Raw genomic sequence first — 25,899 nt, 5'->3', positions numbered from 1 at the left:
CAGCCAGAGCGTGCCCGTCTTGTCGCGGGCGACGAAGTCGGAGGGGCCGGAGCCGACCGAGCCGAGCACCTCGATCCGGTCGTAGGCCTGCCAGCCGCCGCCGACCTTGGTGGACGAGTAGCGCGGGACGAGGGTTCCGGCGGCGGCGTCGAACCTGGTGTCGGCCCACCACAGGACGCCCGCGGTGTCCCGGGCCAGCAGGTCGGGGCTGCCGTTCCAGCCGAGGTCGTGCTGGGTGGCGGCGTTCTTGACGGCGGTGAAGCTGCCGGAGGCCTTCAGGTCCGGGCCGACGCCGTTCTGGGGGCGGGCCGTGAACGACCAGTCGTAGGTCCCGGTGGCGGCGTCCCGGCCCATCTCGGACTCGGCCGCCACGTCCGCCCAGTCGACACCGAACTCGCCTCGGTCGAAGAGGTAGGGGCTGCCGGCGGACTCGGTGTAGAGGTGCAGCGTCTTCGAGAAGGACTTGCCCGTCGCCCGGTGGGTGATCCTCAGGTCGACGTCGGCGTTGTCCCGGGACATCCTCCACCGGAGGGACATCCGGGAGGCGAGGTCGAACGGCCGCGGGATCTGCGCGCCGAGGTGGCGCAGGGCCACCGGCCTCCCGGTGACGGCGACCGCCTGCGCGGTCGGCACGCCGTCCGCGCCGATCGAGATCCGGTAGAGCCCGTCACCGTGCTCGACGGTGCCGCCGCGCACGTACGCCGTGTTGCCGGGGCCGGGCATGACGGACCCGTCGGCGTAGTCGAGGAGCTCGACCGTCCGCCCCGAGGCCAGGGACTTCGCGGTGAAGGGCACGTACGCCGGGGTGTTGCCCGTGCCGTCGCCCTCCAGGCTCGTCCAGGTCCCGTACAGCTGCCACGAGTCCAGCAGGCCGACGACCATGCTGCTCTCGTCGGGGTCGAAACCGAAGTCGGTCACGGTCTCCGCGCCGGTGGCGCGGTCCTCGGAGTGGACCTTGCTCCCGTCCACCCACACCAGGTGGGTGGCGGAGAACGCGGCCTGCCCGGCGCGGGAGGCGGGCCGGTGGACGGAGGTCGCCTTCGCGGTGGCGAGGTCCACCACGGCGAGCTCGCTCTTCCACGCCGTCCCGTCCCGCAGGGAGTACGTGAGCAGGACCGAGCCGTCGCGCGCGGGGGTGGAGGAGAGGTACGCGGTGGCGTCGGCCGGGAGGCCCTGGACCGGCCGCTGGGTGAGGGTGCCGCCGGCGCTGGTGACCAGGTGCAGCTCCACGGAGCCGTCGGCCTTCGTCACCTTCGCCAGGATCGTGTCCGGGGAGACGGCCTTGACGTAGGTGGCGTTCAGCGGACGGAGGTCCATGGTGACGGTGCCGCCGCCGGGGGCCATGTCGCGCAGTTGCAGCACCAGGGAGCGGGCGGGGGTCGACCCCTTCCCGGTCATGATCACGTCGGTGCCGGTGGAGTCGGCCACCGGCGCGTCGAGCGTGGTGACCGCGCCGTCCGCGTACCGGACCCACTGGAGCAGGCGCCGGCCGTCCACCCAGGCGTGGGCCAGGAAGCCGGTCTTTCCGACGGCGGTCAGGATGCCGGCGTTCGGGTAGGTGACGGGCGCGGCCTGCGTGCCCGTCTCGGCCGGCACCGCGGCGGGCAGGGAGGCGGCACCGGCCGGGGCGGTGAGGACGCCCGCGCCGAGCGTGGCGGCGAGGACGGTGGTGATCGCGGCGGACACGCCCCGTCGGGTCGTGGATCGGGACAGCAAAGGTTCCTCCCGGGGGCTCGGATCGACGCCTGGCCTTCGTCGCGTCGCTCCGTGAGATCCCTGTCCGGGCCGAAAGGTTGTACGACCTCTGTGGGGCACCCGGTGTCCGGGGGTCCCGTACGCGTGCCGGCCCGGTCGTCCGGGCCCGTCCGGGGGGCGCGTCAGTGCTCCTCGGGGCCGCCCGCCGCCTCGTCGCAGGCCCGGTCGCGGAAGTCGTCGAGGGACGAGACGCGGATCTCGCCGTCGAGGGTGTAGCGGACCTGGCCGGGCTTCAGGCGGGCCAGGTCCTCCGGGGTGAAGCGGACCGGCGTGGCCGACCAGGAGCCGTCCTCGGTCCAGCCCGCGAGGCGGTAGCTGCGGCCCTTCTCCAGGCGGGCCGTCCGGCTCTCCTCGGTCCAGCGCTCGGCCGCGGGCGCCCCCGAGGTCTGCATCAGGGGCCAGGAGGTGAAGCCGGTGACCGGACCGTCGTGCCGCCAGTCGCCCGTGATCTCCCGGGACTCCTTCGGCACGTCGTCGGGGTAGAGCATCGCCCCGTCCACGTGGTCGTGGCACATCAGGAGCACGCCGAGCGGGGTGCCGTCCTCCGTCACGGAGACGCCCGCGAGTCCGGCCGGCGCCGGTGAGCAGCCCGTCAGCACCAGCGCGGCCGCACCGGCCGCCGCCGCTGTCAGGAGGGTCGCTCGCGCGGAGGGCATGCCGGTCATTCTGGCGAGCGGAGGCGGCGATGCCCAGGGGTGACCGGCGGTAATCCGAGGTGGAGGGGGATCGGGGGCGTGCGGGCGCGAGCGGGGGAGCCTTTTTCGAGCAGACGTCGTACCGCCGCTCCGATTACCGTCCTGCGCATGACACGATCACCGCGCCTGGAGCGGGTCACCCCCGCCACCGTCGACGCCGCCCTCGCCCTGCGGGTCCACCCCCACCAGGAGAGGAACGTCGCGCCCGTCACGAAGTCGCTGGCCGAGGCGTACGCGTACGGGGAGACCGCCTGGCCCCGGCTGATCCTCGACGGCGACCGGCTCGTCGGCTTCGTCATGGCCTTCCTCGACATCGTCTGGGACGAGAAGAAGGACCCCGGCGACCGGCGCAGCGGACTCTGGCGGCTGAACATCTCCGCCGACGCCCAGGGCGCGGGGTACGGCCGCTTCGCCGTCGAGGCCGTCGCCGAGGAGCTGCGCCGCCGGGGGGCCGACCGGATGTACGTGACCTGGGAGCCCGGCGGGGACGGGCCCGGGGAGTTCTACCGCCGGCTCGGGTTCCGCGCCACCGGCGAGAAGAGCGGCGGCCAGACCGTCGGCGTGCTCGACCTCTGAGGAAGGGGGGCCCGTGGGGCGAAGGGCCCGTGAGGAGAAGGGGCCCGTGAGGAGAAGGGGAGAGGGGGAGGGAGAGGGTGACCGGGCTCAGCCCTCTCCCCCTCCCCCTCCCCTCCCCGCGCGTCAGCCCGAGCAGCCGCCGCACTGGCACGGCGCCCCCGACTGGCAGCCGCAGCCGCAGCCGGAGCCGCAGCCGCAGGCGCCCAGGACGGGGAGGTGCGTCCGCTCGCGCGGGGCGTCCGCCGGGGTGTCGGTCGTGATGGGGGAATCGGCCATGGGGGTCCCTCCCTCGCGGGACGCGGATCGTCCCTCGCCCCCATTCCATGCCCGCCGGGACCGGCGCATCAACGGCGCACGGAAGCCCCGCGCTCCCGTGCGCCCCCGTCCGCTCCCTGGCGCGCCTACGCGCCCTCGACCGGCGTGTCCGTCGGCTGGAGCTCGTCCGCGTGCTCGCCCGTCACCAGGTAGACGACGCGCTTCGCCACCGACACCGCGTGGTCGGCGAACCGCTCGTAGTACCGGCCCAGCAGCGTCACGTCCACGGCCGTCTCGATGCCGTGCTTCCACCGGTCGTCCATCAGGTGCTGGAAGAGCGCCCGGTGCAGCAGGTCCATCTCGTCGTCGTCCTGCTCCAGCTGCATCGCCAGGTCGACGTCCTTGGTGATGATGACCTCGGCGGCCTTGGCCATCAGGCGCTGCGCGAGCTGGCCCATCTGGAGGATGGTCGCGTGCAGGTCGTTGGGGACCGCCCGGTCCGGGAAGCGCAGCCGGGTCAGCTTGGCCACGTGCTGGGCCAGGTCGCCCGAGCGCTCCAGGTCGGCGCTCATCCGCAGCGAGGTGACCACGATCCGCAGGTCCGTCGCCACCGGCTGCTGGCGGGCGAGCAGCGCTATCGCCCGGGCCTCCAGGTCGTGCTGGAGGTCGTCGACCTTCTGGTCCGCGGCGATCACGCTCTCCGCGAGCTTCAGGTCCGCGTCGAGCATCGCCGTGGTGGCGCGACCGATCGCCGACCCGACCAGGCGGGCCATCTCGACCAGGCCCTCGCCGATCGAATCAAGTTCCTCGTGGTACGCGTCCCGCATGGATGTCCCTCTCTCCGGCAGTGCTCTCTTCGTCGGCGCCCACTTCGGGAGTGCTCGCCTCATCGGGTGGTCGTTCCGGACCCCACGCTCCCACGTTCGGCCCCCTGTGCGTCCGGCTCCATCCCCTCACGTGAACCGGCCTTGGCGTGAAGGTGAACTCTGGGCGACGCGAGGGCCCGTGGCTCCCGGGGCAAATGAACCGGCCCCGTCCCCAGGGTGAACTCTGAGCGACGAGTGTTCGAGCAGCCACTCGGACGGCTGGGAGAGCGTGCGTGACCACGCATAACCTGGATGGCATGGACGTGAACGCGGCGGTCGCCGCATTGGCAGCGATCGCCGGCGTGTGTACCGGCGTGATCGCCATGCTGGCGTTCCGCTGGAGCGAGCGCGACCAGGCGCGGCCCACCCGGACCTCCCTGCACACCGACGCCGTGCTGCCGCCCGGCGTCGACACCGTGCTCTCCGTGCTGCGCTCCTCCGCGGTCGTCCTCGACGAGAGCGACTCCGTGGTGAAGGCCAGCTCGGCGGCGTACGCCCTCGGGCTCGTCCGCGGCGGGAAGCTGGCCGTGGAGCCGATGCTCAACATGGCCCGCGACACCCGCAGGGACGGGGAGATACGACAGGTCGAGCTGGACCTGCCCCGGCGCGGCGGCGGCCGCGGCGAGGCCCTCGCGGTCTCCGCGCGGGTCGCCCCGCTCGGCTCCCGGCTCGTGCTGCTCCTGGTCGAGGACCTGACGGAGGCCCGCCGCATCGAAGCGGTCCGCCGGGACTTCGTGGCGAACGTGAGCCACGAGCTGAAGACCCCCGTCGGGGCGCTCTCGCTGCTCTCCGAGGCCGTCATGGACGCCTCGGACGACCCCGAGGCGGTCATGCGCTTCGCGGGCCGGATGCAGATCGAGGCGACCCGGCTGACCAATCTGGTCCAGGAGCTCATCGACCTCTCGCGGGTGCAGAACGACGACCCGCTGGAGGACTCCGAGCCGGTCTCCGTCGACGAGCTGGTCGCCGAGGCGATCGACCGCTCGCGGCACCCGGCCTCCACCAAGCAGATCACCATGGTCTCGAACGTGTGGGCGCCCGAAGGGCACGAGCAGGGCGGTGGCGGGAGACGGGAGGCCGGCTCCGCCGAGCTGTTCGTCTGGGGCAGCCGCGGCCAGCTCGCCGCGGCCCTCGGCAACCTGGTCGAGAACGCCGTCAACTACTCGCCGGCACGGACCCGCGTGGGCATCGCCGCCCGCCGCGTGGCCGCGCCCGGCGGGGACCTCATCGAGATAGCCGTCACCGACCAGGGCATCGGCATCCCGGAGAAGGACCGCGAGCGGATCTTCGAGCGCTTCTACCGCGTCGACCCGGCACGCTCGCGTGCCACCGGCGGTACGGGGCTCGGGCTCGCGATCGTCAAGCACGTGGCCGCCTCGCACGGCGGCGAGGTCACGGTCTGGAGCACCGAGGGTCAGGGCTCCACCTTCACCCTGCGGCTGCCCGAGGCGGGCTCCGCGAGGGACCGCCGGACCCCCGCCTCCCTCACCCCCGATCTCATGACCGAACCGCTTCCTGCACCGGAGGTCCTTCCGTGACCCGAGTCCTTGTCGTCGAGGATGAGGAATCCTTCAGCGACGCCCTGTCGTACATGCTCCGCAAGGAGGGGTTCGAGGTCGCCGTGGCGGCGACCGGCCCCGACGGCCTCGACGAGTTCGAGCGCAACGGAGCGGATCTCGTCCTCCTCGACCTGATGCTGCCGGGCCTGCCCGGTACGGAGGTCTGCCGGCAGCTGCGGGGGCGCTCCAACGTCCCGGTCATCATGGTGACCGCGAAGGACAGCGAGATCGACAAGGTCGTCGGGCTGGAGATAGGAGCCGACGACTACGTGACGAAGCCCTTCTCCTCCCGCGAGCTGGTCGCCCGCATCCGCGCGGTGCTGCGCCGGCGCGGCGAGCCGGAGGAGGTCACCCCGGCGGCCCTGGAGGCCGGCCCGGTCCGCATGGACGTCGACCGGCACGTGGTGACGGTCGCCGGCGGCAAGATCGACCTCCCCCTGAAGGAGTTCGACCTCCTGGAGATGCTGCTGCGCAACGCGGGCCGCGTCCTCACCCGCATGCAGCTCATCGACCGCGTCTGGGGCGCCGACTACGTCGGTGACACCAAGACCCTCGACGTCCACGTCAAGCGCCTCCGCGCCAAGATCGAGCCCGACCCGGGTGCCCCGCGCTACCTGGTGACGGTCCGCGGCCTGGGCTACAAGTTCGAGCCGTAGGAAGGCCGGCGGGCCGGCCCCCGGGCCGGACGGGACACCCGGATGACGGGCCGCGCCACCGGGTGACGGGCCCCGCCACCGGGTGACGGCCCGTGCCGCCCGGCGCCGGTCCGCGTCGTGCGGAATCCCGCGGGAAGCAGGCATGCGAAGAGGGCGCCCCCCGGCCGGGGGGCGCCCTCTTGCGCGTACTGCGGAGAGCCGGGGGTCAGTGCCCGGAGGACTCGCCGCCCTCGGCGCCGTGCTCGCCGGCCTCGGCCGAGGCCTCGGCGGACGGGGTGGCGGACGGCGGGAGCGGGATCTCGGTCGGGCCGAACTCCTTGAAGTAGCTCGTCGACGGGACGACGAAGGCCGCCAGGGAGACGTCGCCGGTCTCGCTGAGCTTGAAGACGACCTTCTGGGCGTCGCCGTTCTTCGCGGCCTCGTGGCCGTTCTCGATCGTGGCGGAGGCGTTGCCCTCGCCGCCGATGACGACGGAGCCGCCGGCCGGGACGACGACCGGGCCGCTGCCCTTCGCGGACTTGAGGACGACCGACGCGTTGCTGCCGGGCAGGCTGATCGACTCCAGCGTCTGCGGGGCGCGGCCGTTGTTGAAGACGGTGGCCGAGACGACGGCCGGGCCCTTGGCGCCGGGGGTCGGCTGGGTGATGACGAGCGCGTTCTGGATCTTGACGTCGTCCACCGTGACGGCGGCGTTGTCCGGCCGGACGCCGAGCGTCTGGGCGTCGTTGCCCGCCCCGCAGGCGGACAGTGCGCCGATCGAGAACACGATGGCGGTGGCGGCGAGGGCGCCGCGTCGAAGGCTGCGGCTCACGGCGGCGGCAACTCCTAGGACGTACGGACAGGAGAGGTACCGGTGGGGTACTGGCGGTACCAGGGGTGCTAAAGACCGGCTAAAGGTGCGTCAGCGCGTTCAGGTTACCGAGCCGCACTCTCCGTCCCGCACCCGACCCGCCCCTTAGCGTCCGGTGCGTGCCCCCGGCCCCGCCGGGCCCCGCGGCGCGCCGGCCGCGCGGCGGCCCGCGCGGGGGGAGGAGCGGCGACGGCGTGGGCGAGGCGTGGGGAAGGCGTGGTGGCGGCGTGGCGGCGGTGCGGTGGCCGTGCGGTGGCCGGATCACATCCCATTGACCCCGCGTTCACATAACCGGCGTGATCAATTTCGACGCGCACGTCGCATTCCGCATGCCTTCCCTTACGGAAAAGCACGGGTGGGGCGTGAGCTGATCAATTTCGGATTCTCGACGCGATCCCTCCGTACGGGTGGCCGATCCTCGAACGGAGTACGTGAAGGAGGCCACTCCTGGCAGGATGAACTAGGACATAACACCCGACCTGGCGGGTCCCGGATGTGTGTAACGTGCGCGTTTCTCTCCGTCGACGCAGCCGCTCCGACCTGCGAATACCGCCTTCCGGAAGCCCTCCGCAGCACGCGGGCGACGCACTTGTCAAGCCCCGAGATATGCCCTGACCTGCGGAAACGCCATTCAGAAGAAGCAGTTTCCGTGTTACCCTGGATAGCCACGGAAGGGGTACCTGTCACATGACGTTCAAGGTTGGCGACACCGTGGTCTATCCCCATCACGGGGCCGCGCTGATCGAGGCCATCGAAACTCGCCAGATCAAAGGCGTGGACAAGACCTACTTGGTGCTCAAGGTCGCGCAGGGCGACCTGACGGTTCGCGTACCGGCGGACAACGCGGAGTTCGTAGGCGTGCGCGACGTTGTCGGGCAGGACGGGCTGGACCGGGTCTTCGAGGTGCTGCGCGCGCCGTACGCCGAAGAGCCGACGAACTGGTCCCGTCGCTACAAGGCGAACCTCGAGAAGCTCGCCTCCGGCGATGTCATCAAGGTCGCCGAAGTGGTCCGCGACCTCTGGCGGCGTGAGCGCGAGCGCGGTCTGTCCGCGGGCGAGAAGCGCATGCTCGCCAAGGCTCGGCAGATTCTGGTGAGCGAGCTGGCGCTCGCGGAGAACACGAACGAGGACAAGGCCGAGGCCCTCCTCGACGAGGTGCTCGCGTCCTGACACCTGGCGCACACCATGCCCAGCAGTAATGCCGCGGTGCCCGCCGACGTGCTGTGAATCCTGGATTCCACAGCGCCGTCGCCGGGCACTGCGGCATGTTCGTCTCCTCTTGTCCTTACCCTCCCCATCGAGCCCGGCGACCAGCGGCTCCCGCACGGCGACGCCTCGACCGTTGTCACGGAAAGGGCCCGGTCGAGGCGTCGTGTCAAAGCCTGCTGACGCCATACCCACGTCGCCCGCGGAAACAAACCTGCCGGAGTGCAACCGATGTCAGACGAAGTGCGTCCCCGTCGTACCGCCGTGGTGATCCCGGCCGCCGGACGGGGCGTACGCCTCGGCCCGGGAGCCCCCAAAGCGCTGCGCGCGCTCAGCGGCACCCCCATGCTCGTCCACGCCGTCCGCGCGATGGCCGCCTCCCGCGCGGTCTCCCTCGTCGTCGTGGTCGCCCCCGCCGACGGCGTCGCCGAGGTGAAGCACCTCCTCGACGACCACGCCCTCCCCGAGCGCACCGACTACCTCGTCGTCGCCGGCGGCGACACCCGCCAGGAGTCCGTCCACCTCGGCCTCAAGGCGCTCCCCGACGGCATCACCACCGTCCTCGTCCACGACGCGGCCCGCCCCCTGGTCCCCGTCGACACCGTCGACTCCGTCATCGAGGCCGTCCGCGACGGCGCCGTCGCCGTCGTCCCCGCGCTGCCCGTCGCCGACACCGTCAAGGAGGTCGAGCCGGCCGGCACCCCCGGCGACCCCGAGCAGGTCGTCGCCACCCCGGTCCGCGCCCGGCTCCGCGCCGTCCAGACCCCCCAGGGCTTCGACCACGACACCCTGGTGAACGCCCACGCCACCATCGCCCTCGCCGGCGAGGGCGCCACCGACGACGCCGGCATGGTCGAGCGGCTCGGCGCGCCCGTCGTCGTCGTGCCCGGCCACGAAGAGGCCTTCAAGGTCACCCGCCCCCTCGACCTCGTCCTCGCCGAGGCCGTACTCGCCCGCAGGAGGGCCAACGATGGCTTCTGACACGCCGCTCGTCCCGCTCGTCGGCATCGGCACCGACGTCCACGCCTTCGAGGAGGGCCGCGAGCTCTGGTGCGCCGGCCTCCTCTGGGAGGACGAGCAGTACGGCCTCGCCGGGCACTCCGACGGCGACGTCGCCGCCCACGCCGCCTGCGACGCCCTCTTCTCCGCCGCCGGCATCGGCGACCTCGGCGCCCACTTCGGCACCTCCCGCCCCGAGTGGGCCGGCGCCTCCGGCACCACCCTCCTCGCCGAGGCCGCCCGGATCGTCCGCGCCGAGGGGTACGAGATCGGCAACATCGCGGTCCAGGTCGTCGGCGTCCGCCCCAAGATCGGCAAGCGCCGCGACGAGGCCCAGAAGGCGCTGAGCGCCGCCGCCGGAGCCCCCGTCTCCGTCTCCGGCACCACCACCGACGGACTCGGCCTGACCGGCCGCGCCGAGGGGCTCGCCGCCCTCGCGACCGCCCTCGTCTACGCCGTCCGGAGCTAGCCCCGCGCCGGAGCCGACGAAAAACGTGCCCCGCGACCGGGAATCGGTCGCGGGGCACTACCACACGCCCACTACCCTGGGAGGCGTGACTATTCGCCTGTACGACACCAGCGCCCGGCAGATCCGTGACTTCACCCCGCTCACGCCGGGCTGCGTCTCGATCTACCTCTGTGGCGCCACCGTCCAGGCGGCCCCCCACATCGGGCACATCCGGTCGGGGCTGAACTTCGACATCATGCGCCGCTGGTTCGCCTACCGCGGCTACGACGTCACGTTCGTCCGCAACGTCACCGACATCGACGACAAGATCATCGCCAAGGGGCGGGACCAGGACCGCACCTGGTGGTCGATCGGCTACGAGAACGAGCGCGCCTTCAACGCCGGCTACGACGCCCTCGGCTGCCTGCCGCCCACGTACGAGCCCCGCGCCACCGGTCACGTCCCCGAGATGATCGAGATGATGCGCGGCCTCATCGAGCGCGGCCACGCCTACGAGGCCGACGGCAGCGTCTACTTCGACGTGCGCTCCTTCCCCGGCTACCTCCAGCTCTCCAACCAGGACCTGGACGACCTCCGCCAGCCCGACGAGGGCGTCTCCGGCAAGCGCGACCCCCGCGACTTCGCCATGTGGAAGGCGACCAAGCCCGGCGAGCCCGACTGGGAGACCCCGTGGGGCCGCGGCCGTCCCGGCTGGCACCTGGAGTGCTCGGCCATGGCCCACAAGTACCTGGGCTCCGCCTTCGACGTCCACGGCGGCGGCCTCGACCTGATCTTCCCCCACCACGAGAACGAGATCGCCCAGGCCAAGGCCTTCGGCGACGAGTTCGCCCGGTACTGGGTGCACAACGCCTGGGTCACCATGAGCGGCGAGAAGATGTCGAAGTCGCTCGGCAACTCCGTCCTCGTCTCGGAGATGGTGAAGAACTGGCGCCCCATCGTCCTCCGCTACTACCTGGGCACCCCGCACTACCGCTCGATGATCGAGTACAGCGAGGAGTCCCTGCGCGAGGCCGAGGCCGCCTTCGGCCGCATCGAGGGCTTCGTCCAGCGCGCCACCGAGAAGGCCGGACGGACCGTCCCGCCCGCCGCCGAGGTGCCGCCGGCCTTCGCCGAGGCCATGGACGACGACCTCGGCGTCCCGCACGCGCTGGCGATCATCCACACCACCGTCCGCCAGGGCAACAGCGCCCTCGGCGCCGACGACAAGGACGAGGCCATCGCCCGCCTCGCCGAGGTCCGCGCCATGCTCGGCGTCCTCGGCCTGGACCCGCTCGACCCCCGGTGGGCCGAGGGGTCCGGCGGCGACGAGGAGCTCCACGGCGTCGTCGACACCCTGGTCCGGCTCGTGCTCCAGCAGCGCGAGGCGGCCCGCGAGCGCAAGGACTGGGGCACCGCCGACGCCATCCGCGACCAGCTCACCCAGTCGGGCCTCTCCATCGAGGACGGCCCCGACGGCCCCCGCTGGACCATCGCCAACCGATAGAACGCCGAAGACGTGCCGCCCGGAGCCCTGGGCGGCACACTTCACTTACAGACTTCTGTACGCACGCAGTTAGAGAAACAGGTAGCAGTCATGGCCGGGAACAGCCAGCGCAGGGGACGTCGTACGTCGAACAAGAAGGGTGCGACGATCGGCAGCGGTGGCAAGCGACGCCGCGGCCTGGAGGGCAAGGGCCCGACGCCCAAGGCCGAGGACCGCAAGGGCCACAAGGCGTTCCGCGTCTCCAACGCGATGGCCCGGAACGCGGCCAAGCGCAAGCCCGTCGCCCGCCGCGGCGGCAAGGGCCAGGCCGAGATGGTCGTCGGCCGCAACCCCGTCTTCGAGGCGCTGCGCGACGGCGTGCCCGCCACGACCCTCTACGTCCAGCAGTTCATCGACAACGACGAGCGCGTGCGCGAGGCCCTCAACCTCGCCACCGGCCGCGGCAACATCAACATCATGGAGGCGCCGCGCCCCGAGCTGGACCGGATGACCAACGGCCTGAACCACCAGGGCCTCGTCCTCCAGGTCCCGCCCTACGAGTACGCGCACCCCGAGGACCTCGCCGCGGCCGCCTACGACGAGAACGAGGACCCGCTCATCGTGGCCCTCGACGGCGTCACCGACCCGCGCAACCTCGGCGCCGTCGTCCGCTCCGTCTCCGCCTTCGGCGGCCACGGCGTCGTCGTCCCCGAGCGCCGCGCCGCCGGCATGACCGCCGGTGCCTGGAAGACCTCGGCCGGCACCGCCGCCCGCACCCCGGTGGCCCGCGCCACCAACCTGACCCGCTGCCTGCAGGAGTACCAGAAGGCGGGTCTGACCGTCGTCGGCCTCGCCGCCGACGGCGACGCCGAGGTCCACGAGCTGGAGGCCCTCGAAGGCCCCGTCGTCATCGTGGTCGGCTCCGAGGGCAAGGGCCTCTCCCGCCTCGTCGGCGAGACCTGCGACTTCCTCGTCCGCATCCCGATGCCGGGCGGCGCGGAGTCCCTCAACGCCGGCGTCGCCGCCGGCGTCGTCCTCTACGAGGCCGCCCGCCGCCGCATGGCCTGACCCCCGGCCCCCGGCCCGGCACACCCCCGGTCCGCCGCGACGAAGCGTCGCGGCGGACCGTCGCCGTGCGCGGCGCGTGCGCCGGCGCCGGCAACCCCCCTCCTTCGCGCGCCAGTTGCCCCGGTCGATGATCTTGACGGGTCTCGGACATTTCCCGCTTGTCAAGGCAGTGTCCTAACCCCGCGTCACTCGGTTAGATGAGTGTGGACACCAGAACGCCCCGGCCGGGGTTCGACGACCAGCCCGCGCTGAGCATGGTCAAAGTGGATTCCGATCCCGCCCAGGTGATCGTGAACCACGCCAGCTTCCGTGTGCGGCTCGCGCCGGCCCAGCAGCCGAAGTTCGCCGCCGGCCCGCGCGCGGGCGCCCTCTCCGGCGCCGGCGGAGCGGGGGCGCCGCGCCGCCGACCCGTCGTGTGGACCGGTAAGGCCACCCCGGGTGCGACCGGACTCCTCCAGGCCGTGCGCGAGTCCTCGGCCGCCCCCGGCGCCGGGGTCTCCACGCTGGAGCCGGCCACCCAGACCATCCCGCGCATCGACGACACGATGCCCACCCCCGTCGTGCCCGCGGGCGCCGCCCCGATCCTGCCGCCCATGCGGCGGGCCGAGGGCGCCTACGACGACGTGTACGAGATGCGGCCCGAGGCGGCGGAGTACGAGGAGGCCCGGCCCGCCCCGCAGCGGCCCGGGTCCGACCCGGTCCGCCACGCCTACTACCCGGGACGGCGGATGAACCTCGGAGTGGTGCTGCTGCCGCTCCGCGTCTTCCTCGGCTTCATCTCCGTCTACGCCGGCATGGGCAAGCTCTGCGACCCCGTCTACTTCGACGGCGGCGAGCGCGGCTCCATGGTCAAGTGGCTGACCCAGCTGCACCCGTGGCCGCTCGCCGAGCCGCTGCGGGACTTCGCGCTCCAGCACCCGGTCGGCGCCGGACTGACCGTCGCCTTCCTCCAGGTCGTCGTCGGCGTCCTGACGATCCTGGGCCTCTGGCAGCGCGTCGCCGCCGTGGTCGGCGCGCTCCTGTCGGCCGCGCTGATCCTCACCGTGAGCTGGCGGACCGTCCCCGTCTACGACGCGCCCGACATCATCTACCTGGCCGCCTGGTCGCCGCTGATCATCGCCGGCGCCCCGGTCTACTCGATCGACGGCCGCCTCGCGGGCGAGGCCTGGCGCACCCTCGGGCCGCGCGCGGAGCTGTGGGAGCTGCGCCGCCGGGTGGCGCGCCGCTCGACCCTCTTCGCCTCCGTGGCCGTCGGCCTCACCCTGCTGATCGGCTCGGTCCTCGGCGGCGCGGTCCGCTCCACCGAGATGGTGACCGTCCCCGGCCCGAACGACGACCCCATCAACCACCTGCCCGGCCAGCCGCTGCCGACCGAGCCGGAGCGCCGCCGCACCCCCTCGCAGTCGCCGCGCGGCGAGCGCCCCGCGCCCTCCGCCTCGACGACCACCGAGGCCCGCGAGGAGCGGGAGGAGACCCGGGAGGCGACCCGGCCGACGGAGACCGGCTCCGGCGCGTCCCCCACGCAGGAGCGCCGGCCGACCGCCACGAACGGCACCGGCGGGACCACGAGCAGCCGGACGCCGGCCGAGTCGAAGCCCGCGCCGCCCCCGGCGACCAGCGACGGCCCGAGCGGCAGCTCCGGTTCCTCCTCCGGCGGTTCCTCCTCCGGCACCCCCAGTCAGGAGACGCCCACCGAGGAGTCGACCACCGGCGGCGGCGAGGCCCCGCGGAACCCGATCGGCGGCCTGCTGGGCTGAGCCCGGAGCCCGTACGAGAGAGGCGGCACCGTCCCCACCCGGGGGCGGTGCCGCCTTCGTCGTGCACGGTGCGTCAGAGGCGCTGGGCGGCCAGCTCCTTGGCGGCCTCCGTCAGGTCCTTGGCGGTGTCGATGGCCCTCCAGTACGCCCCCTGGGGCAGCGGGAAGCCGGCCAGGCGCCGCTCGCGGGCGAGGCGGGGGAAGGTGGTCCGCTCGTGGTCCCCGAGGTCGGGCAGCAGCTCGGTGAAGGCGGGGGAGAAGACGTACACGCCGGCGTTGATGAGGAACGGCGACGGCGGCGCCTCGACGAAGTCGGTGATGTGCCCGAAGGTGTCGGTCTCGACGGCGCCCCACGGGATCCGGGGGCGGGCCAGGGCGAGGGTGGCGGTGGCGTCCCGCTCCTCGTGGAAGGCGGCCATCTCGCGCAGGGAGAAGCGGGTCCAGATGTCGCCGTTCGTGGCGTACCAGGGCCGGTCCGGCTCCGGCAGGTGGGCGGCGGCGTACTTGAGGCCGCCGCCGCGGCCCAGCGGTTCGGTCTCGACGACCGTGGTCACCTTCAGGGGGAGGTCCGCCTCCCTCAGCCACTCCTGGAGCACCTCGGCGAGGTGGCCGCAGGAGACGACGGCGTCGGTCACGCCCTCGGCGGCCAGCCAGGACAGCTGATGGCCGATGATCGGGGTCCCGGTGCCCGGGATCTCGACCATCGGCTTGGGGCGGTCGTCGGTGTAGGGGCGCAGTCGCGAGCCCTGGCCGCCCGCCAGGACCACGGCCTGCGTCGGAGAGGTGTGCATACGGGGAACGATAGGTGCCCCGCGGGCACGGGCGCGGTGACGGCGCTCAGCTCGTCGAGCGCATCACGCCGGTCGCGTACGAGGTGTCGCAGACCGGGCGGGAGAAGGACTGGGCGCGGGCGGGGCCGTAGTGCTCGACGGCGGCGCGGCCGAGGGCGCGGGCGATGGACACGCAGTGCTCGGCGAGCGAGGGGCGGTTCTCCACCTCGCGCTGGAGGTGGGTGAGGGCGACCCCCGGGTCCTTCTCCTGGAGCTCGGCCAGGAGCCGGTCGCGCAGCACGTCCTGCGGGGCGCGGGACTTGGCGCGGGTGGAGACGTCCGCGGAGGAGGCGGTCAGCATCTGGCCGTCGGAGTCCTGGCCGGCCCACGGGACGGCGGACACCGCGAGCGTTCCCGACAGGACCAGGACGACGGGCAGGACGAGGGCGAGGGAGCGGCCGATACGGCGGGCAGTGTGCGTCACGCAGGCGAGCGTAGCGGGCGGTAGTGATATGGCGACATTTAGTCACTCTCGCGAGGGACGGTTCGAGGCGCCTTTTCGAATCCCGTGTTGACGGCGGGCGGTGGGGAGGGCCCCGAATGCCGGGGTTTTCCGGGGTAAGCCCGTTTAAACGAACGACCCCGCATCCGCAAGGGACACGGGGCCGTTCGCCACCGACCGTTTCAGGTCGGCGTCACTCGCTGATGCGCTGCTCCGTCGACTTGGAGAAGACGTGCAGCTCGCCGGCGCGCGGGACGACGTGGAGCGTGGAGCCCTTGGCGGGGATCTCGCGGCCGCCGACGCGGATGACGATGTCCTTGTCCTCGCCGTCGACGCGGGTCGAGCCGTAGACGAAGCCGTCGGAGCCGAGCTCCTCGACGACGTTGACCGTCACGGCGACGCCGTCCTTGCTCGTCGGGCCCGAGACGTCGAAGTGCTCGGGGCGGACGCCGACGACCACCGTGGTGTCGCCGTTGGCCGCGGCGGTGGCGAGCGCGTCGCGGGAGACCGGGACGATGCTGTTGCCGAACTTCACGCCGCCCTCGGTGATCGGGACCTCGATCAGGTTCATGGCCGGGGAGCCGATGAAGCCGGCGACGAAGAGGTTGGCGGGCTTGTCGTACATGTTGCGCGGGGTGTCGACCTGCTGGAGCAGGCCGTCCTTCAGCACGGCGACGCGGTCGCCCATGGTGAGGGCCTCGGTCTGGTCGTGGGTGACGTAGACCGTGGTGATCCCGAGGCGGCGCTGGAGGCCGGCGATCTGGGTACGGGTCGAGACGCGGAGCTTGGCGTCGAGGTTCGACAGCGGCTCGTCCATGAGGAAGACCTGCGGCTCGCGGACGATGGCGCGGCCCATGGCGACGCGCTGGCGCTGACCGCCGGAGAGCGCCTTCGGCTTGCGGTCCAGGTACTCGGTGAGGTCGAGGATCTTCGCGGCCTCTTCGACCTTCGCGCGGATCTCGCTCTTGTTGACGCCGGCGATCTTGAGCGCGAAGCCCATGTTGTCGGCGACGGACATGTGCGGGTAGAGCGCGTAGTTCTGGAACACCATGGCGATGTCCCGGTCCTTCGGCGGCAGGTGGGTGACGTCGCGGTCGCCGATGCGGATCGCGCCGCCGTTCACGTCCTCCAGGCCCGCGAGCATGCGCAGGGAGGTCGACTTGCCGCAGCCCGAGGGGCCGACGAGGACGAGGAACTCGCCGTCCGCGATCTCGATGTCGAGCTGGTTGACGGAGGGCTTGGTGGCACCCGGGTAGATACGGGTGGCCTTGTCGAACGTCACAGAAGCCATGGTGATGCTTCCCTTCACCGGCAGGAACGTGCCGGACGATCCGAGTAAAGGAAGAGTTGAGGTCTAGTCCACCTGGGTGAACTCCGCTCGACGCTACCTGGCGCCGCCGGATCTGTCAGCAGTTCGGGGGGCGTGAGATTTCCGGCCGGGTGCCGTGCGGGGTTGGTTACACTGCACTCGCTGCCGCCTTAGCTCAGTTGGCTAGAGCGCTTGACTTGTAATCTTGAGGTCGTCGGTTCGATTCCGACAGGCGGCTCCGTACGACGAGGCCCCGGCCCCCGCGAGGGGGCCGGGGCCTTCGTCGTCGCCGGGCGGGCCGGGTGCCGGTCGCGGCGGGGCGGGCGTCAGCGGCCCGCGATGCGGTTGGCCCAGCGGGCCACGGGGTCGGTGGTGGCCCGGTGGGTGGTGGACTCGCGGTGGTCGGCGCCCCGGAAGGCGGCGTACATGGTCTGGACGCCGAGCCAGCGGAAGGGCTCGGGTTCCCACTTGCGGACCTTGTGGCCGACCCAGGGGAGGGTGGTGAGCTCGGTGGCGCCGCCCTGGCCGGAGTCCTGCCGGATGAGGTCCCGGAGGGTGCGGGCGGCGAGGTTGGTGGTGGCGACGCCGGAGCCGACGTAGCCGCCGGCCCAGCCGATGCCGGTGGAGCGGTCGAGGGTGGCGGTGGCGCACCAGTCGCGGGGGACGCCGAGGACGCCGGACCAGGCGTGGTCGACGCGGACGCCGGCGAGCTGGGGGAAGAAGCGGACGAGGACCTCGCGGAGGGCCTCGATGGTCTGCGGCTGGGTGCGGCCGTCGTTGTCGGTCCGGGAGCCGTAGCGGTAGGGGACGCCGCGGCCGCCGAGCGCGATGCGTCCGTCGGCGGTGCGCTGGGCGTACATGTAGGCGTGCGCCATGTCGCCGAGGGTCTCCAGGCCGTTCCAGCCGATCGAGTCCCACTGGGCGTCGGTGAGCGGTTCGGTGGCGATCATGGAGGAGTTCATGGGGAGCCAGGTGCGGCGCTGGCCGGCCAGGGAGGCGGTGAAGCCCTCGGTGCAGCGCAGGACGTAGGGGGCGCGGACGGTGCCGTAGGGGGTGACGGCGTGCTTCGGCCTGATCTCGGTGACCGGGGTCGACTCGTGGATCGTGACGCCGAGGGCCTCGACGGCGGCGCGCAGGCCGTGGACGAGCTTCACGGGGTGGAGACGGGCCCCGTGCGGGGTCCAGGAGGAGCCGACGGCGCCGGCGACGCGGATGCGCTCGGCGGTCTCGCGGGCCCCGTAGATCTCGCGGTCGGCCTCGCCGAAGGCGTGCTCGGCGGCGTGGAACTCCTTGAGGCGGGCCAGCTGGGCCGGGGAGAGGGCGACCTCCAGGACGCCGCCGCGGTGCTGGTCGGCCTCGATCTTCTCGGCGTCGAGGACGTCGAGGACCTCGGTGACGGTGGCGTTCATGGCGTGCTGGAGGCGGACGGCGGCCTCGTGCCCGTGCAGCGCGGCGTAGCGGTCGCGGCCGGCGATGCCGTTGTAGAGCCAGCCGCCGTTGCGGCCGGAGGCGCCGTAGCCGCAGAAGCGGGCCTCCAGGACGACGATGTCGAGGAAGGGGGCGGCCTTCTTCAGGTAGTAGGCGGTCCACAGGCCCGTGTAGCCGCCGCCGACGACGCAGACGTCCGCGGTGCGGTCGCCGGGCAGCGGCTCGCGGGGGTCCGGCAGGCCCTCCTGCGCGAACCAGAACGAGATGCCGCCGTTGACCGTGCCGCCGTTGCTGCCCGTACTGCTGTTCATGCCTGTCCCTCTTCCCGGTGCGTGGCGGGAGGCTACCGGGGGCGTTGGTCCTCTGGATACGGGTCTTTCGGCGGCCGGCGGGCGGTGGGGGCGCGCCTAGGTTCGGGAGTGCGGATTTCGTCGCTCCGGAAGGATCCCCCATGTCTGTGCGCAGGACTCGGCGTGCCCTCGTGGCCGTGGCCGCCGCGGGTCTCATCGGCCTTGCGGCGGTGGGGTGTTCGTCGGGGGACGGGGGGTCGCGGGGGGCGGCGGACCGGGTGGCGGTGGCGCCGGAGGCGCACGCGGCGACGCTGAGCGTGCTGCCGTCGGCGGTGGAGGGTACGAAGATCGTCGTCGGTGACGCGGACGCTCCGCGCACGGTGACGGTCTACGCGGACCCGCGCTGTCCCCACTGCGCCGAGTTCGAGGCGAGCGGGGGCACGGTGCTGGCCGAGCGGGCCGCGCGGGGCGAGCTGAAGGTCGAGTACGTGGTGGCGTCGTTCCTCGACGCGCGCACGGGCGGTACGGCGTCGGCGCGGGCGGCGAACGCGCTGCGGGCGGCGGCGGACGCGGGGCCGGGGAAGTTCGCGGCGTTCCAGGCGGCGCTGTTCGCCTCGCAGCCGGCGGACGGGACGGAGGAGGCGTTCACCGCCGACCACCTGCTGAGGATCGCCGGCCGGGTGGAGGGGCTGCGGAGCGACGCCTTCGACGCGGCGGTGCGCGACGGGAGCCACCGGGCGTGGGTGGCGGCCGCGGAGCGGGCGTTCCAGGACTCCGGGGTCGGCGGCACGCCCTCCGTGGTGGTGGACGGGAAGGCGCTGGACGCCGGGACGGGTCTGTACGACGCCGGGGCGTTCGGGCGGATATTGGACCGCGCCCGGGGGTGACCGGCCCGTAGGGTCGGGGGGTGATCGACGTACCCGAGGAACTCGCGGTCTCCCAGGCGAAGTACAACGGCGGGGCGGGGCGGGCGTTCATCGCCGGGCTGCCCGGCCTGGCCGGGGACTTCCTCGGCCGGTGGGGGCTGCGGCTCGACGGCCCCTCGCTGCACGGGGCGGCCTCCCTGGTGCTGCCCGTCCGGCGGGCGGACGGCACGCCCGCGGCGCTCAAGCTCCAGCTGCTCGACGAGGAGAGCGAGGGCGAGCCGGTCGCGCTGCGCGCGTGGGGCGGCGACGGGGCCGTCCGTCTGCTGGAGCACGATCCGGAGACGGGCACGATGCTCCTCGAACGGGCCGACCACCGGTGCCACCTGTCCCGGCTCGGGGACGAGCGCGAGGCCGTGCGGATCCTGGCCGGGCTGCTCGCGCGGCTCTCGGACCGGCCGGCGCCGCCGGGGCTGCGGCGGCTCGACGACATCGCCGCCGGGATGCTCGCGCAGACGCCGGCCGCGGCGGCCCGGCTGGGCGCGCGGGACGCGGCGCTGCTCCGGGACTGCGCCGCCGCCGTGCGGGAGGTGGTGGGCGAGCCGGGGGACCGGCTGCTCCACTGGGACCTGCACTACGACAACGTGCTCGGGGCGGAGCGGGAGCCGTGGCTGGTCATCGACCCGAAGCCGCTCTCCGGGGACCCGGGCTTCGAGCTGCTGCCGGCCCTGACCGACCTGTGGAACCCGGACCCGGCCGCGCTCCGGTGGCGCTTCGACCTGCTCACCGAGCGGCTCGCCCTCGACCGGGGGCGGGCGCTGGCGTGGACGCTGGGCCGGGTGCTGCAGAACGGGCTGTGGGACGTCGAGGACGGCGAGCCGGAGCTCGACGCCGGCCAGGTGGTCATCGCCCGGGCGCTGCTGGCACGCTGACCCCATGATCCGTACCGCCACCCCGGCCGACGTCCCCGTCATCCACGCCCTGATCCGTGACCTCGCGGAGTACGAGAAGGCCCTCGACGAGGTCCGGGCGACCCCGGAGCAGCTCCACGAGGCGCTCTTCGGCGAGCGGCCCGCCGCCTACGCCCACATCGCCGAGGACGGGGAGGGCGAACCGGTCGGCTTCGCGCTGTGGTTCCTCAGCTTCTCGACCTGGCGCGGGGTGCACGGCATCTATCTGGAGGACCTGTACGTCCGTCCGGAGGCGCGGGGCGGCGGCCACGGCAAGGCGCTGCTGACCGAGCTGGCCCGGATCTGCGGGGAGCGGGGCTACGAGCGCCTGGAATGGTCGGTCCTGAACTGGAACGCGCCGTCGATCGCCTTCTACGAGGCGCTGGGCGCCCGTCCGCAGGCCGAGTGGTCGGTCTACCGCCTGACGGACGGGGCCCTGGCGGCGCTGGGCGGGCGGGGGAGGGTGTAGGAAGTCCCCATGTGCAACGATCACGGCAACCACGGCGACGACATGGGCGTCGAGGCCCGCTTCCGGCGGATCACCGCCTTCATCGAGGACCGCCTGACCCCGCTCTTCGACCCTTCGAACGGCAGCGACCACGGTTTCGGGATGGACGACACCTCCCGGGCCCTGCGGGCGCTGCGCTACACGGTGCAGGCGGCCTCGCAGGTCACGGGGCTGGTGGAGAAGCGGGAGACGGCGCCGGAGCTGCGCCAGGTGGTGGACCAGGCGCTGGAGCACAACTGGGACGCGCTGCGCTCCATCGCCCGGATGTGGGAGGACCACGAGGACTTCCGCAAGGAGTTCAAGGCGCACTCCTGGGACGTGCTCGGGGTCTGATCCCGGGCGGGCCCGTCGGCCCCGTCGTCCCCGCTCAGGGCACCAGGACCACCTTGCCCGTCGTGCCCCGGGTCTCCAGGGCGCGGTGGGCCTTCGCCGCCTCGGCGAGGGGGAAGCGGTGGACGGCGGGGCGGAGGGTGCCGTCGGAGGCGGCGGCGAGGGCGGCGACTTCGAGGGCGCGGACGTCGCCGCCGGCCTTCCGGATCATGACCGGGCCGAGGACGGAGCCGGAGGTGATGCCCCGGGCGGTCAGCTCCTCCTCGGTGAAGGTGAGGGCCCGGCCGTCGTGGAGTCCGGTGCCGGACCAGCCGAAGACGAGGTGCTGTCCGCCGGTGCCGAGGAGGTCGACGGCCGCGCGTCCGGTGTCGCCGCCGACGGAGTCGAAGACGACGGTGGCGGTGCGGTCGCCGAGGTGGGCGCGGACCCGCTCCGGCCAGTCGGGGCGGGTGTAGTCGACGGCGAGGTCGGCGCCGTTCTCGCGGACGCGGGCGACCTTGGCGGGGCCGCCGGCGAGGCCGACGACGGTGGCGCCGGCGTTCTTCGCGTACTGGACGAGGAGGGTGCCGATGCCTCCGGCGGCGGCGGGCACGACCGCCACCGAGTCCGGGCCGAGTTCGGTGAACAGGAGGATGCCGAGGGTGGTGCGGCCGGTGCCGATCATGGCGACGGCCTCGGCGTCGCCGAGGTGGCCGGGGAGGGCGTGGAGCCGGGCGGCGTCGGTGACGGCGAGTTCGGCGTAGCCGCCGGGGTTCATGCCGAGGTGGGCGACGACCCGCTTGCCGAGCCAGGAGGGGTCGGCGCCCTCGCCGAGGGCGTCGACGGTGCCGGCGACCTCGCGCCCGGGGACGGTGGGGAGCGGGGCGGGGGCGGGGAAGGGGCCCGGCAGGCCCTCGCGCAGCGCGGTGTCGAGGAGGTGGACGCCGGCGGCGGTGACGGCGATCCGGACCTGGCCGGGGCCGGGCACCGGGTCAGGCACCTCCTCGTAGACGAGGTTCTCGGCGGGTCCGAAGGCGTGGAGGCGGACGGCGTGCATGACGGTTCCCCTGTCGTCGCGTGGGCGGTCGTGCGGGCGATGACCCCAGGCTCGTACCTCGACCTTGCTTGAGGTCAAGGGCGGGTTGTCGGTGGCGTGCGCCACGATGGGCGCATGACGCGAAAGACGAGCGGCCCGCGCCCGCCCCGGCGGCCGGAGCTGCGGCTGCCGCCCCTGGAGACGTACGGGGACGGGCTCGCGCCCGACGGGGACTACGACGGCCTGGAGCTGGCCGGGCTCGACCTCGCGGGGGCCTCGGGGGAGGGGGCGCGGTTCCTGGACTGCGCGGTGCGGGAGTGCGCGCTGGACGGGGCCCGGCTGACGGGGGCGCGGTTCCTGGACTCGCGGATCGAGGCGGTGCGGGGCGTGGGGACCGACCTGTCGCAGGCGCAGCTGCGGGACGCCGAGGTGGTGGAGGCGCGGTTCGGGGGGACGCAGCTGCACGGTTCGGTGTGGGAGCGGGTGCTGGTGCGGGGCGGCAAGTGGGACTACCCGAACCTGCGGGCGGCGAGTCTGCGGGACGTCGTCTTCGAGGGGTGCGTGCTGGTGGAGCCGGACTTCGGCGGAGCGAGGCTGGAGCGGGTCGCGTTCGTCGACTGCGAGCTGGTCGGGGTGGACGTCTCGGGGGCGAAGCTGACCGATGTGGACCTGCGCGGGGTGCGCCGGCTGGAGATCGCGCGGGGGGTGGAGTCGCTGGCGGGTGCGGTGATCTCCTCGGCGCAGCTGCTCGACCTGGCGCCGGTGCTCGCGGCGCGGCTGGGGGTGCGGGTGGAGGACTGGGCGCGTCCGGAGGTCACCTGACCCGGGGGAAGCGGGCCTGGAGGTCCCAGACGGCCGGGTTGTCCGCCAGGCCCTCGTGCATGTCGGTGAGGTCGGCGATCAGGTCGTGCAGGAAGTCGCGGGCCTCGCGGCGCAGTTCGGTGTGGGAGAAGGTGAGCGGCGCCTCCTCGCCGGGCATCCAGTCGGCCTCGACGTCGACCCAGCCGAAGCGGCGCTCGAAGAGCATCCGGTCCGAGGACTCGGTGAAGTCGAGCTCCGCGTACTGGGGACGGGAGGCGCGGCTGCCCCGCGGGTCCCTGTCGACCTGCTCGACGATGTCGCAGAGCGCCCACGCGAAGTCGAGGACGGGCACCCATCCCCAGGCCGTGGAGACCTCCCGGTCCTCCTTGGTGTCCGCGAGGTAGACGTCCCCGCAGAAGAGGTCGTGCCGCAGCGCGTGCACGTCCGCCCGCCGGTAGTCGGTCTGCGGGGGGTCGGGGAAGCGCCGGGAGAGGGAGTAGCCGATGTCGAGCACGCCCCGATGGTGTCATGCCCCCGGGGCGGTGTCATGGCGCCCGGGTTCAGCCGCGGTGGACGGCCCGCGCGACCCGGGGGCCGAGCCAGCGCTTGAGGCGGCGCAGGGCCTCCAGGCGGCCGGCGGCGCGGTCGATCCGGTAGTAGAGCTGCGGGGGCACGTAGGGCAGGAGCGGGGAGTGGCGCTGGCCGAGGAGCGCGAACATCCGGTCCGGCTCCAGGTCCATGTAGCGGGGCAGGTTCTCGTACCACTGGGCGCTGAGGCGGGCGGCGCTCTGCGCGGAGACGAGTTCGGCGCGGCGGCGCTTCCCGTAGGAGGTGAGGGCGGCGTCGAGGGCGGCGGGGTCGGCGGGGCCGGTGCGGAGGGCGTCGGCCAGGGCGAGGGCGTCCTCCAGGGCGAGGGTGGTGCCGGCGCCGATCGAGTAGTGGGTGGTGTGGGCGGCGTCGCCGAGCAGGACGGTCCGGCCGCGGTGCCAGTTCTTCGTGGTCAGGGTGCGGAAGCGGAGCCACTGGGCGGGTTCGGTGCCGCGGTCGCGGCCGATCAGCTCGTGGCCGTCGAGGAGGTCGTGGAAGAGCTTCTCCAGGAGGGCCAGGCAGTCGCCCTCGGGCATGGTGTCCAGGCCGAGGCCGGTCCAGGTGGCGGGGGCGCACTCGACGACGCAGGTGGAGCGCTCGCCGCTGAAGCCGTAGGCGTAGCACCAGATCCAGCCGTGCCCGGTCTCCTTGAAGGCGAAGCTGAAGGAGTCGAAGACCTTGCTGGTGCCGAGCCAGATGTACGGGTTGCGGCCGGTGGTGAAGGTGGTGCCGTAGTGGTCGGCGTGGGCCTCGCGCAGGGCGCTGTGGACGCCGTCGGCGGCGACGACGAGGTCGGCGCCGGCCAGTTCCGGCGCGTCCGGGCCGGTGACCGGCCGCTCGTACGCGAGCTCCACGCCGAGCTCGGCGGCCCGGTCGGCGAGGAGGCCGAGCATCCGGCGGCGCCCGATGCCGAAGCCCGCGTCGCCGCGGTGCACGGTCCGCTGGTCGCGGACGATCGCGAGGCCGTCGGTCCAGGTCACCGAGGCCTCGGCGACGGCGTCGGCGGACTCCGGGTCGCCGGCCCGCAGCTTGTCGAGGAGCCCGGCCCAGTAGGTGACGCCCCAGCCGTAGGTGGAGCCGGCCGCGTTCCGCTCGTGCACGGCGATCTCGTGGGAGGGGTCCTGCCGCTTGAGCAGGATCGAGAGGTACAAACCGGCGGGCCCGCCACCGACGACGGCGATCTTCACGCGCGCTCCCAGGGAGAACATGACACTGTGCACTGGAACGACAGCGCACGGTAGCAGCCTCAGGGGAGCAGGCGCTGTTCCTTCGCGACCGCCACGGCGCCGGCGCGCGTGTCGACGCCGAGCTTGGCGTAGATGCGGCCGAGGTGGGTCTTGACGGTCGCCTCGCTGATGAAGAGCGCCCGGGCGATCTCCTTGTTGCCGAGGCCGTGGGCCAGCTGCCCGAGGATGTCCCGCTCGCGGTCGGTGAGGGACGGGCCGGCGGCGCCGCGCATCCGGTCCATCACCCGGCTCGCGACCGGCGGCGACAGCGCGGTGCGGCCCTGGGCGGCGGCGTGGATCGCGGCGAACAGCTCCTCCGGCCGCTCGGCCTTCAGGAGGTAGCCGGTCGCGCCCGCCTCGATGGCGCGGGTGATGTCGGCGTCGGTGTCGTAGGTGGTGAGGACCAGGACGTGGACGCCGGTGGGCGCGATCCGGCGGGTCGCCTCCACTCCGTCGATGCCGGCGCCGAGCTGGAGGTCCATCAGGACCACGTCCGGCTTCAGCTTGGCGGCCATCGCGACCGCCTCCTCGCCGCTGCCGGCCTCCCCGACGACCTCGATGTCGGGGGTGGAGCCGAGGAGGGCCAGCAGGCCGGCGCGGACGACGACGTGGTCGTCGCAGAGGAGGATGCGTACGGTCACGGGCGGGCCTCCGTCGGGGGTGCGAGGGGGATCGCGGCGGAGAGCACCGTGCCCTCGCCGGGGGTCGACTCCACCGTAAGCGTGCCGCCCAGCTGCCGGGCCCGCACCCGCATCGCGGGCAGGCCGTGGCCGCGCACGCCCTCGTCGGCGCGCGGGGCGGACGGGTCGAAGCCGCTGCCGTCGTCGGCGACGTCCAGGACCACCTGGTCGTCGAGGTAGGTCAGGGTGAGCGCGGCGGAGGTGGCGGCGGCGTGCTCGCGGATGTTGGCGAGCGCCCCCTGGGCGATCCGCAGCAGCGCCGACTGGGCCCGGTCCGGCAGCGGCACGGGCGTGCCGTCCACCCGGAAGTCGGCGGACTCGCGCGCGGCGAGTCCGCGCAGCGCCTGCTCCAGGCCGCCGCCCCCGGCGAGGTCGGCGGGGGCGAGGTCGTGGACGAAGCGGCGGGCCTCGGCGAGGTTGTGCTCGGCGATCGACTCGGCGGTCCGCACGTGGCGGCGGGCGGTGCC

General features: G+C 73.3%; 28 protein-coding genes and 1 tRNA gene. 15 read left to right on the top strand and 14 right to left on the bottom strand.

Going from position 1 to position 25,899, the window contains the following annotated elements:
- Window positions 1–1,686: hypothetical protein (locus IE287_RS36720; RefSeq protein WP_189853759.1), on the bottom strand; the 1,686-nt coding region annotated here is incomplete at its 3' end.
- Window positions 1,687–1,877: 191 nt separating this feature from the next.
- Window positions 1,878–2,411: a hypothetical protein gene (locus IE287_RS36715; protein WP_229883980.1), complete on the bottom strand. Its 534-nt coding sequence runs from the start codon at window positions 2,409–2,411 to the stop codon at window positions 1,878–1,880.
- Window positions 2,412–2,558: 147 nt separating this feature from the next.
- On the opposite strand from IE287_RS36715, the gene IE287_RS36710 reads away from it, so the two are divergent.
- Window positions 2,559–3,026 carry a GNAT family N-acetyltransferase gene (locus IE287_RS36710; protein WP_189853757.1) on the top strand — a complete coding sequence of 156 codons (468 nt, stop codon included), beginning with the start codon at window positions 2,559–2,561 and terminating at the stop codon, window positions 3,024–3,026.
- Window positions 3,027–3,149: 123 nt separating this feature from the next.
- Here the strand turns inward: IE287_RS36710 and IE287_RS36705 are convergent, their stop codons facing one another.
- Window positions 3,150–3,302: a hypothetical protein gene (locus IE287_RS36705; protein ID WP_189853756.1), complete on the bottom strand. Its 153-nt coding sequence runs from the start codon at window positions 3,300–3,302 to the stop codon at window positions 3,150–3,152.
- Window positions 3,303–3,427: 125 nt separating this feature from the next.
- Window positions 3,428–4,108, bottom strand: a complete 681-nt coding sequence (gene phoU, locus IE287_RS36700) for a phosphate signaling complex protein PhoU (RefSeq protein ID WP_030750464.1) — start codon at window positions 4,106–4,108, stop codon at window positions 3,428–3,430.
- A gap of 296 nt (window positions 4,109–4,404) precedes the next feature.
- Here phoU and phoR point away from each other — a divergent pair, with 296 nt between their 5' ends.
- Both phoR and phoP read left to right on the top strand, forming a co-directional pair.
- On the top strand, window positions 4,405–5,685 hold the full coding sequence (gene phoR / locus IE287_RS36695; RefSeq protein WP_189853755.1) for a two-component system sensor histidine kinase PhoR: 1,281 nt from the start codon (window positions 4,405–4,407) through the stop codon (window positions 5,683–5,685).
- Window positions 5,682–6,362 carry a two-component system response regulator PhoP gene (gene phoP, locus IE287_RS36690; protein ID WP_189853754.1) on the top strand — a complete coding sequence of 227 codons (681 nt, stop codon included), beginning with the start codon at window positions 5,682–5,684 and terminating at the stop codon, window positions 6,360–6,362. The genes phoR and phoP overlap by 4 nt, the downstream gene beginning before the upstream one ends.
- Before the next feature lie 205 nt (window positions 6,363–6,567).
- On the opposite strand, the gene IE287_RS36685 is transcribed toward phoP, so the two are convergent.
- Complete coding sequence (locus IE287_RS36685; RefSeq protein ID WP_189853753.1) at window positions 6,568–7,173, bottom strand: DUF461 domain-containing protein; 606 nt, start codon at window positions 7,171–7,173, stop codon at window positions 6,568–6,570.
- A gap of 726 nt (window positions 7,174–7,899) precedes the next feature.
- Here IE287_RS36685 and IE287_RS36680 point away from each other — a divergent pair.
- The 6 genes from IE287_RS36680 (at window position 7,900) to IE287_RS36655 (ending at window position 14,173) form a co-directional block, all read left to right on the top strand.
- Window positions 7,900–8,382 carry a CarD family transcriptional regulator gene (locus tag IE287_RS36680; RefSeq protein ID WP_003953493.1) on the top strand — a complete coding sequence of 161 codons (483 nt, stop codon included), beginning with the start codon at window positions 7,900–7,902 and terminating at the stop codon, window positions 8,380–8,382.
- Between the two features lie 267 nt (window positions 8,383–8,649).
- Entirely contained in the window at window positions 8,650–9,399 is a 750-nt protein-coding gene (gene ispD / locus IE287_RS36675) for a 2-C-methyl-D-erythritol 4-phosphate cytidylyltransferase (protein WP_189853752.1), read from the top strand.
- A complete protein-coding gene (gene ispF, locus IE287_RS36670) occupies window positions 9,389–9,886 on the top strand; it encodes a 2-C-methyl-D-erythritol 2,4-cyclodiphosphate synthase (protein WP_189853751.1) in 498 nt (165 codons plus the stop codon). Before ispD ends, ispF begins: the two co-directional genes overlap by 11 nt.
- A gap of 85 nt (window positions 9,887–9,971) precedes the next feature.
- Window positions 9,972–11,369, top strand: a complete 1,398-nt coding sequence (gene cysS / locus IE287_RS36665) for a cysteine--tRNA ligase (RefSeq protein WP_189853750.1) — start codon at window positions 9,972–9,974, stop codon at window positions 11,367–11,369.
- Between the two features lie 90 nt (window positions 11,370–11,459).
- The gene (rlmB, locus tag IE287_RS36660) at window positions 11,460–12,416 is read left to right on the top strand and encodes a 23S rRNA (guanosine(2251)-2'-O)-methyltransferase RlmB (RefSeq protein ID WP_189853749.1); all 957 of its coding nucleotides are present in this window, start codon (window positions 11,460–11,462) and stop codon (window positions 12,414–12,416) included.
- A 197-nt stretch (window positions 12,417–12,613) separates the two neighbouring features.
- Window positions 12,614–14,173 (top strand): DoxX family protein, encoded by a 1,560-nt coding sequence (locus IE287_RS36655; RefSeq protein WP_189853748.1) that lies wholly within the window; start codon window positions 12,614–12,616, stop codon window positions 14,171–14,173.
- 73 nt (window positions 14,174–14,246) lie between these two features.
- Here the strand turns inward: IE287_RS36655 and IE287_RS36650 are convergent, their stop codons facing one another.
- The 3 genes from IE287_RS36650 to IE287_RS36640 form a co-directional block, all read right to left on the bottom strand.
- Window positions 14,247–14,963 carry a nucleotidyltransferase family protein gene (locus tag IE287_RS36650; protein WP_189853747.1) on the bottom strand — a complete coding sequence of 239 codons (717 nt, stop codon included), beginning with the start codon at window positions 14,961–14,963 and terminating at the stop codon, window positions 14,247–14,249.
- Window positions 14,964–15,009: 46 nt separating this feature from the next.
- Entirely contained in the window at window positions 15,010–15,426 is a 417-nt protein-coding gene (locus IE287_RS36645) for a hypothetical protein (RefSeq protein WP_189853746.1), read from the bottom strand.
- A gap of 211 nt (window positions 15,427–15,637) precedes the next feature.
- Window positions 15,638–16,735, bottom strand: coding sequence for an ABC transporter ATP-binding protein (locus tag IE287_RS36640; RefSeq protein WP_189853745.1), 1,098 nt, complete (start codon window positions 16,733–16,735; stop codon window positions 15,638–15,640).
- 182 nt (window positions 16,736–16,917) lie between these two features.
- Between IE287_RS36640 and IE287_RS36635 the strand changes: the two genes are divergently transcribed.
- Window positions 16,918–16,991 (top strand) — tRNA-Thr (locus IE287_RS36635).
- A gap of 88 nt (window positions 16,992–17,079) precedes the next feature.
- Here IE287_RS36635 and IE287_RS36630 read toward each other — a convergent pair.
- A complete protein-coding gene (locus tag IE287_RS36630) occupies window positions 17,080–18,492 on the bottom strand; it encodes an NAD(P)/FAD-dependent oxidoreductase (RefSeq protein ID WP_189853744.1) in 1,413 nt (470 codons plus the stop codon).
- Window positions 18,493–18,632: 140 nt separating this feature from the next.
- On the opposite strand from IE287_RS36630, the gene IE287_RS36625 reads away from it, so the two are divergent.
- The 4 genes from IE287_RS36625 to IE287_RS36610 are packed head-to-tail and all read left to right on the top strand — an operon-like array spanning window position 18,633 to window position 21,125.
- Window positions 18,633–19,358: a DsbA family protein gene (locus tag IE287_RS36625; RefSeq protein WP_189853743.1), complete on the top strand. Its 726-nt coding sequence runs from the start codon at window positions 18,633–18,635 to the stop codon at window positions 19,356–19,358.
- A 20-nt stretch (window positions 19,359–19,378) separates the two neighbouring features.
- Window positions 19,379–20,266, top strand: a complete 888-nt coding sequence (locus tag IE287_RS36620; protein WP_189853742.1) for an aminoglycoside phosphotransferase family protein — start codon at window positions 19,379–19,381, stop codon at window positions 20,264–20,266.
- A 4-nt stretch (window positions 20,267–20,270) separates the two neighbouring features.
- A complete protein-coding gene (locus IE287_RS36615) occupies window positions 20,271–20,753 on the top strand; it encodes a GNAT family N-acetyltransferase (protein WP_189853741.1) in 483 nt (160 codons plus the stop codon).
- Between the two features lie 9 nt (window positions 20,754–20,762).
- Window positions 20,763–21,125 (top strand): hypothetical protein, encoded by a 363-nt coding sequence (locus tag IE287_RS36610; RefSeq protein ID WP_229883979.1) that lies wholly within the window; start codon window positions 20,763–20,765, stop codon window positions 21,123–21,125.
- A 34-nt stretch (window positions 21,126–21,159) separates the two neighbouring features.
- On the opposite strand, the gene IE287_RS36605 is transcribed toward IE287_RS36610, so the two are convergent.
- Complete coding sequence (locus IE287_RS36605) at window positions 21,160–22,158, bottom strand: zinc-binding dehydrogenase (RefSeq protein ID WP_189853740.1); 999 nt, start codon at window positions 22,156–22,158, stop codon at window positions 21,160–21,162.
- 114 nt (window positions 22,159–22,272) lie between these two features.
- On the opposite strand from IE287_RS36605, the gene IE287_RS36600 reads away from it, so the two are divergent.
- A complete protein-coding gene (locus tag IE287_RS36600; protein WP_189853739.1) occupies window positions 22,273–22,959 on the top strand; it encodes a pentapeptide repeat-containing protein in 687 nt (228 codons plus the stop codon).
- Here IE287_RS36600 and IE287_RS36595 read toward each other — a convergent pair.
- From IE287_RS36595 to IE287_RS36580, 4 genes are all read right to left on the bottom strand, one after another.
- Window positions 22,952–23,452 (bottom strand): hypothetical protein, encoded by a 501-nt coding sequence (locus IE287_RS36595; RefSeq protein ID WP_189853738.1) that lies wholly within the window; start codon window positions 23,450–23,452, stop codon window positions 22,952–22,954. The genes IE287_RS36600 and IE287_RS36595 overlap by 8 nt on opposite strands.
- Window positions 23,453–23,498: 46 nt before the next feature.
- Window positions 23,499–24,734, bottom strand: coding sequence for an FAD-dependent monooxygenase (locus IE287_RS36590; RefSeq protein WP_189853737.1), 1,236 nt, complete (start codon window positions 24,732–24,734; stop codon window positions 23,499–23,501).
- 38 nt (window positions 24,735–24,772) lie between these two features.
- On the bottom strand, window positions 24,773–25,393 hold the full coding sequence (locus tag IE287_RS36585) for a response regulator (RefSeq protein WP_189853736.1): 621 nt from the start codon (window positions 25,391–25,393) through the stop codon (window positions 24,773–24,775).
- Window positions 25,390–25,899 (bottom strand): sensor histidine kinase (locus tag IE287_RS36580; protein ID WP_373307979.1); only part of this gene is annotated, 510 nt, incomplete at its 5' end. The genes IE287_RS36580 and IE287_RS36585, both read right to left, overlap by 4 nt.

The sequence above is a fragment of the Streptomyces omiyaensis genome (genome assembly GCF_014650895.1).
GTDB classification, from domain to species: Bacteria; Actinomycetota; Actinomycetes; order Streptomycetales; family Streptomycetaceae; genus Streptomyces; species Streptomyces omiyaensis.
This window is presented reverse-complemented; position numbering and strand designations above follow the sequence as displayed.

Excerpts from the sequence above, each read along its gene's own strand:
- IE287_RS36715 (WP_229883980.1), bottom strand. The coding sequence starts at position 2,411 with ATGCCCTCCGCGCGAGCGACCCTCCTGACAGCGGCGGCGGCCGGTGCG.
- ispD (WP_189853752.1), top strand. The coding sequence starts at position 8,650 with ATGTCAGACGAAGTGCGTCCCCGTCGTACCGCCGTGGTGATCCCGGCC.
- ispF (WP_189853751.1), top strand. The coding sequence starts at position 9,389 with ATGGCTTCTGACACGCCGCTCGTCCCGCTCGTCGGCATCGGCACCGAC.
- IE287_RS36610 (WP_229883979.1), top strand. The coding sequence starts at position 20,763 with ATGTGCAACGATCACGGCAACCACGGCGACGACATGGGCGTCGAGGCC.
- IE287_RS36590 (WP_189853737.1), bottom strand. The coding sequence starts at position 24,734 with ATGTTCTCCCTGGGAGCGCGCGTGAAGATCGCCGTCGTCGGTGGCGGG.
- IE287_RS36710 (WP_189853757.1), top strand. The coding sequence starts at position 2,559 with ATGACACGATCACCGCGCCTGGAGCGGGTCACCCCCGCCACCGTCGAC.
- IE287_RS36615 (WP_189853741.1), top strand. The coding sequence starts at position 20,271 with ATGATCCGTACCGCCACCCCGGCCGACGTCCCCGTCATCCACGCCCTG.
- IE287_RS36625 (WP_189853743.1), top strand. The coding sequence starts at position 18,633 with ATGTCTGTGCGCAGGACTCGGCGTGCCCTCGTGGCCGTGGCCGCCGCG.
- IE287_RS36680 (WP_003953493.1), top strand. The coding sequence starts at position 7,900 with ATGACGTTCAAGGTTGGCGACACCGTGGTCTATCCCCATCACGGGGCC.
- IE287_RS36705 (WP_189853756.1), bottom strand. The coding sequence starts at position 3,302 with ATGGCCGATTCCCCCATCACGACCGACACCCCGGCGGACGCCCCGCGC.
- IE287_RS36650 (WP_189853747.1), bottom strand. The coding sequence starts at position 14,963 with ATGCACACCTCTCCGACGCAGGCCGTGGTCCTGGCGGGCGGCCAGGGC.
- IE287_RS36655 (WP_189853748.1), top strand. The coding sequence starts at position 12,614 with ATGAGTGTGGACACCAGAACGCCCCGGCCGGGGTTCGACGACCAGCCC.
- IE287_RS36630 (WP_189853744.1), bottom strand. The coding sequence starts at position 18,492 with ATGAACAGCAGTACGGGCAGCAACGGCGGCACGGTCAACGGCGGCATC.
- IE287_RS36640 (WP_189853745.1), bottom strand. The coding sequence starts at position 16,735 with ATGGCTTCTGTGACGTTCGACAAGGCCACCCGTATCTACCCGGGTGCC.
- rlmB (WP_189853749.1), top strand. The coding sequence starts at position 11,460 with ATGGCCGGGAACAGCCAGCGCAGGGGACGTCGTACGTCGAACAAGAAG.
- IE287_RS36605 (WP_189853740.1), bottom strand. The coding sequence starts at position 22,158 with ATGCACGCCGTCCGCCTCCACGCCTTCGGACCCGCCGAGAACCTCGTC.
- IE287_RS36600 (WP_189853739.1), top strand. The coding sequence starts at position 22,273 with ATGACGCGAAAGACGAGCGGCCCGCGCCCGCCCCGGCGGCCGGAGCTG.
- phoU (WP_030750464.1), bottom strand. The coding sequence starts at position 4,108 with ATGCGGGACGCGTACCACGAGGAACTTGATTCGATCGGCGAGGGCCTG.
- phoR (WP_189853755.1), top strand. The coding sequence starts at position 4,405 with ATGGACGTGAACGCGGCGGTCGCCGCATTGGCAGCGATCGCCGGCGTG.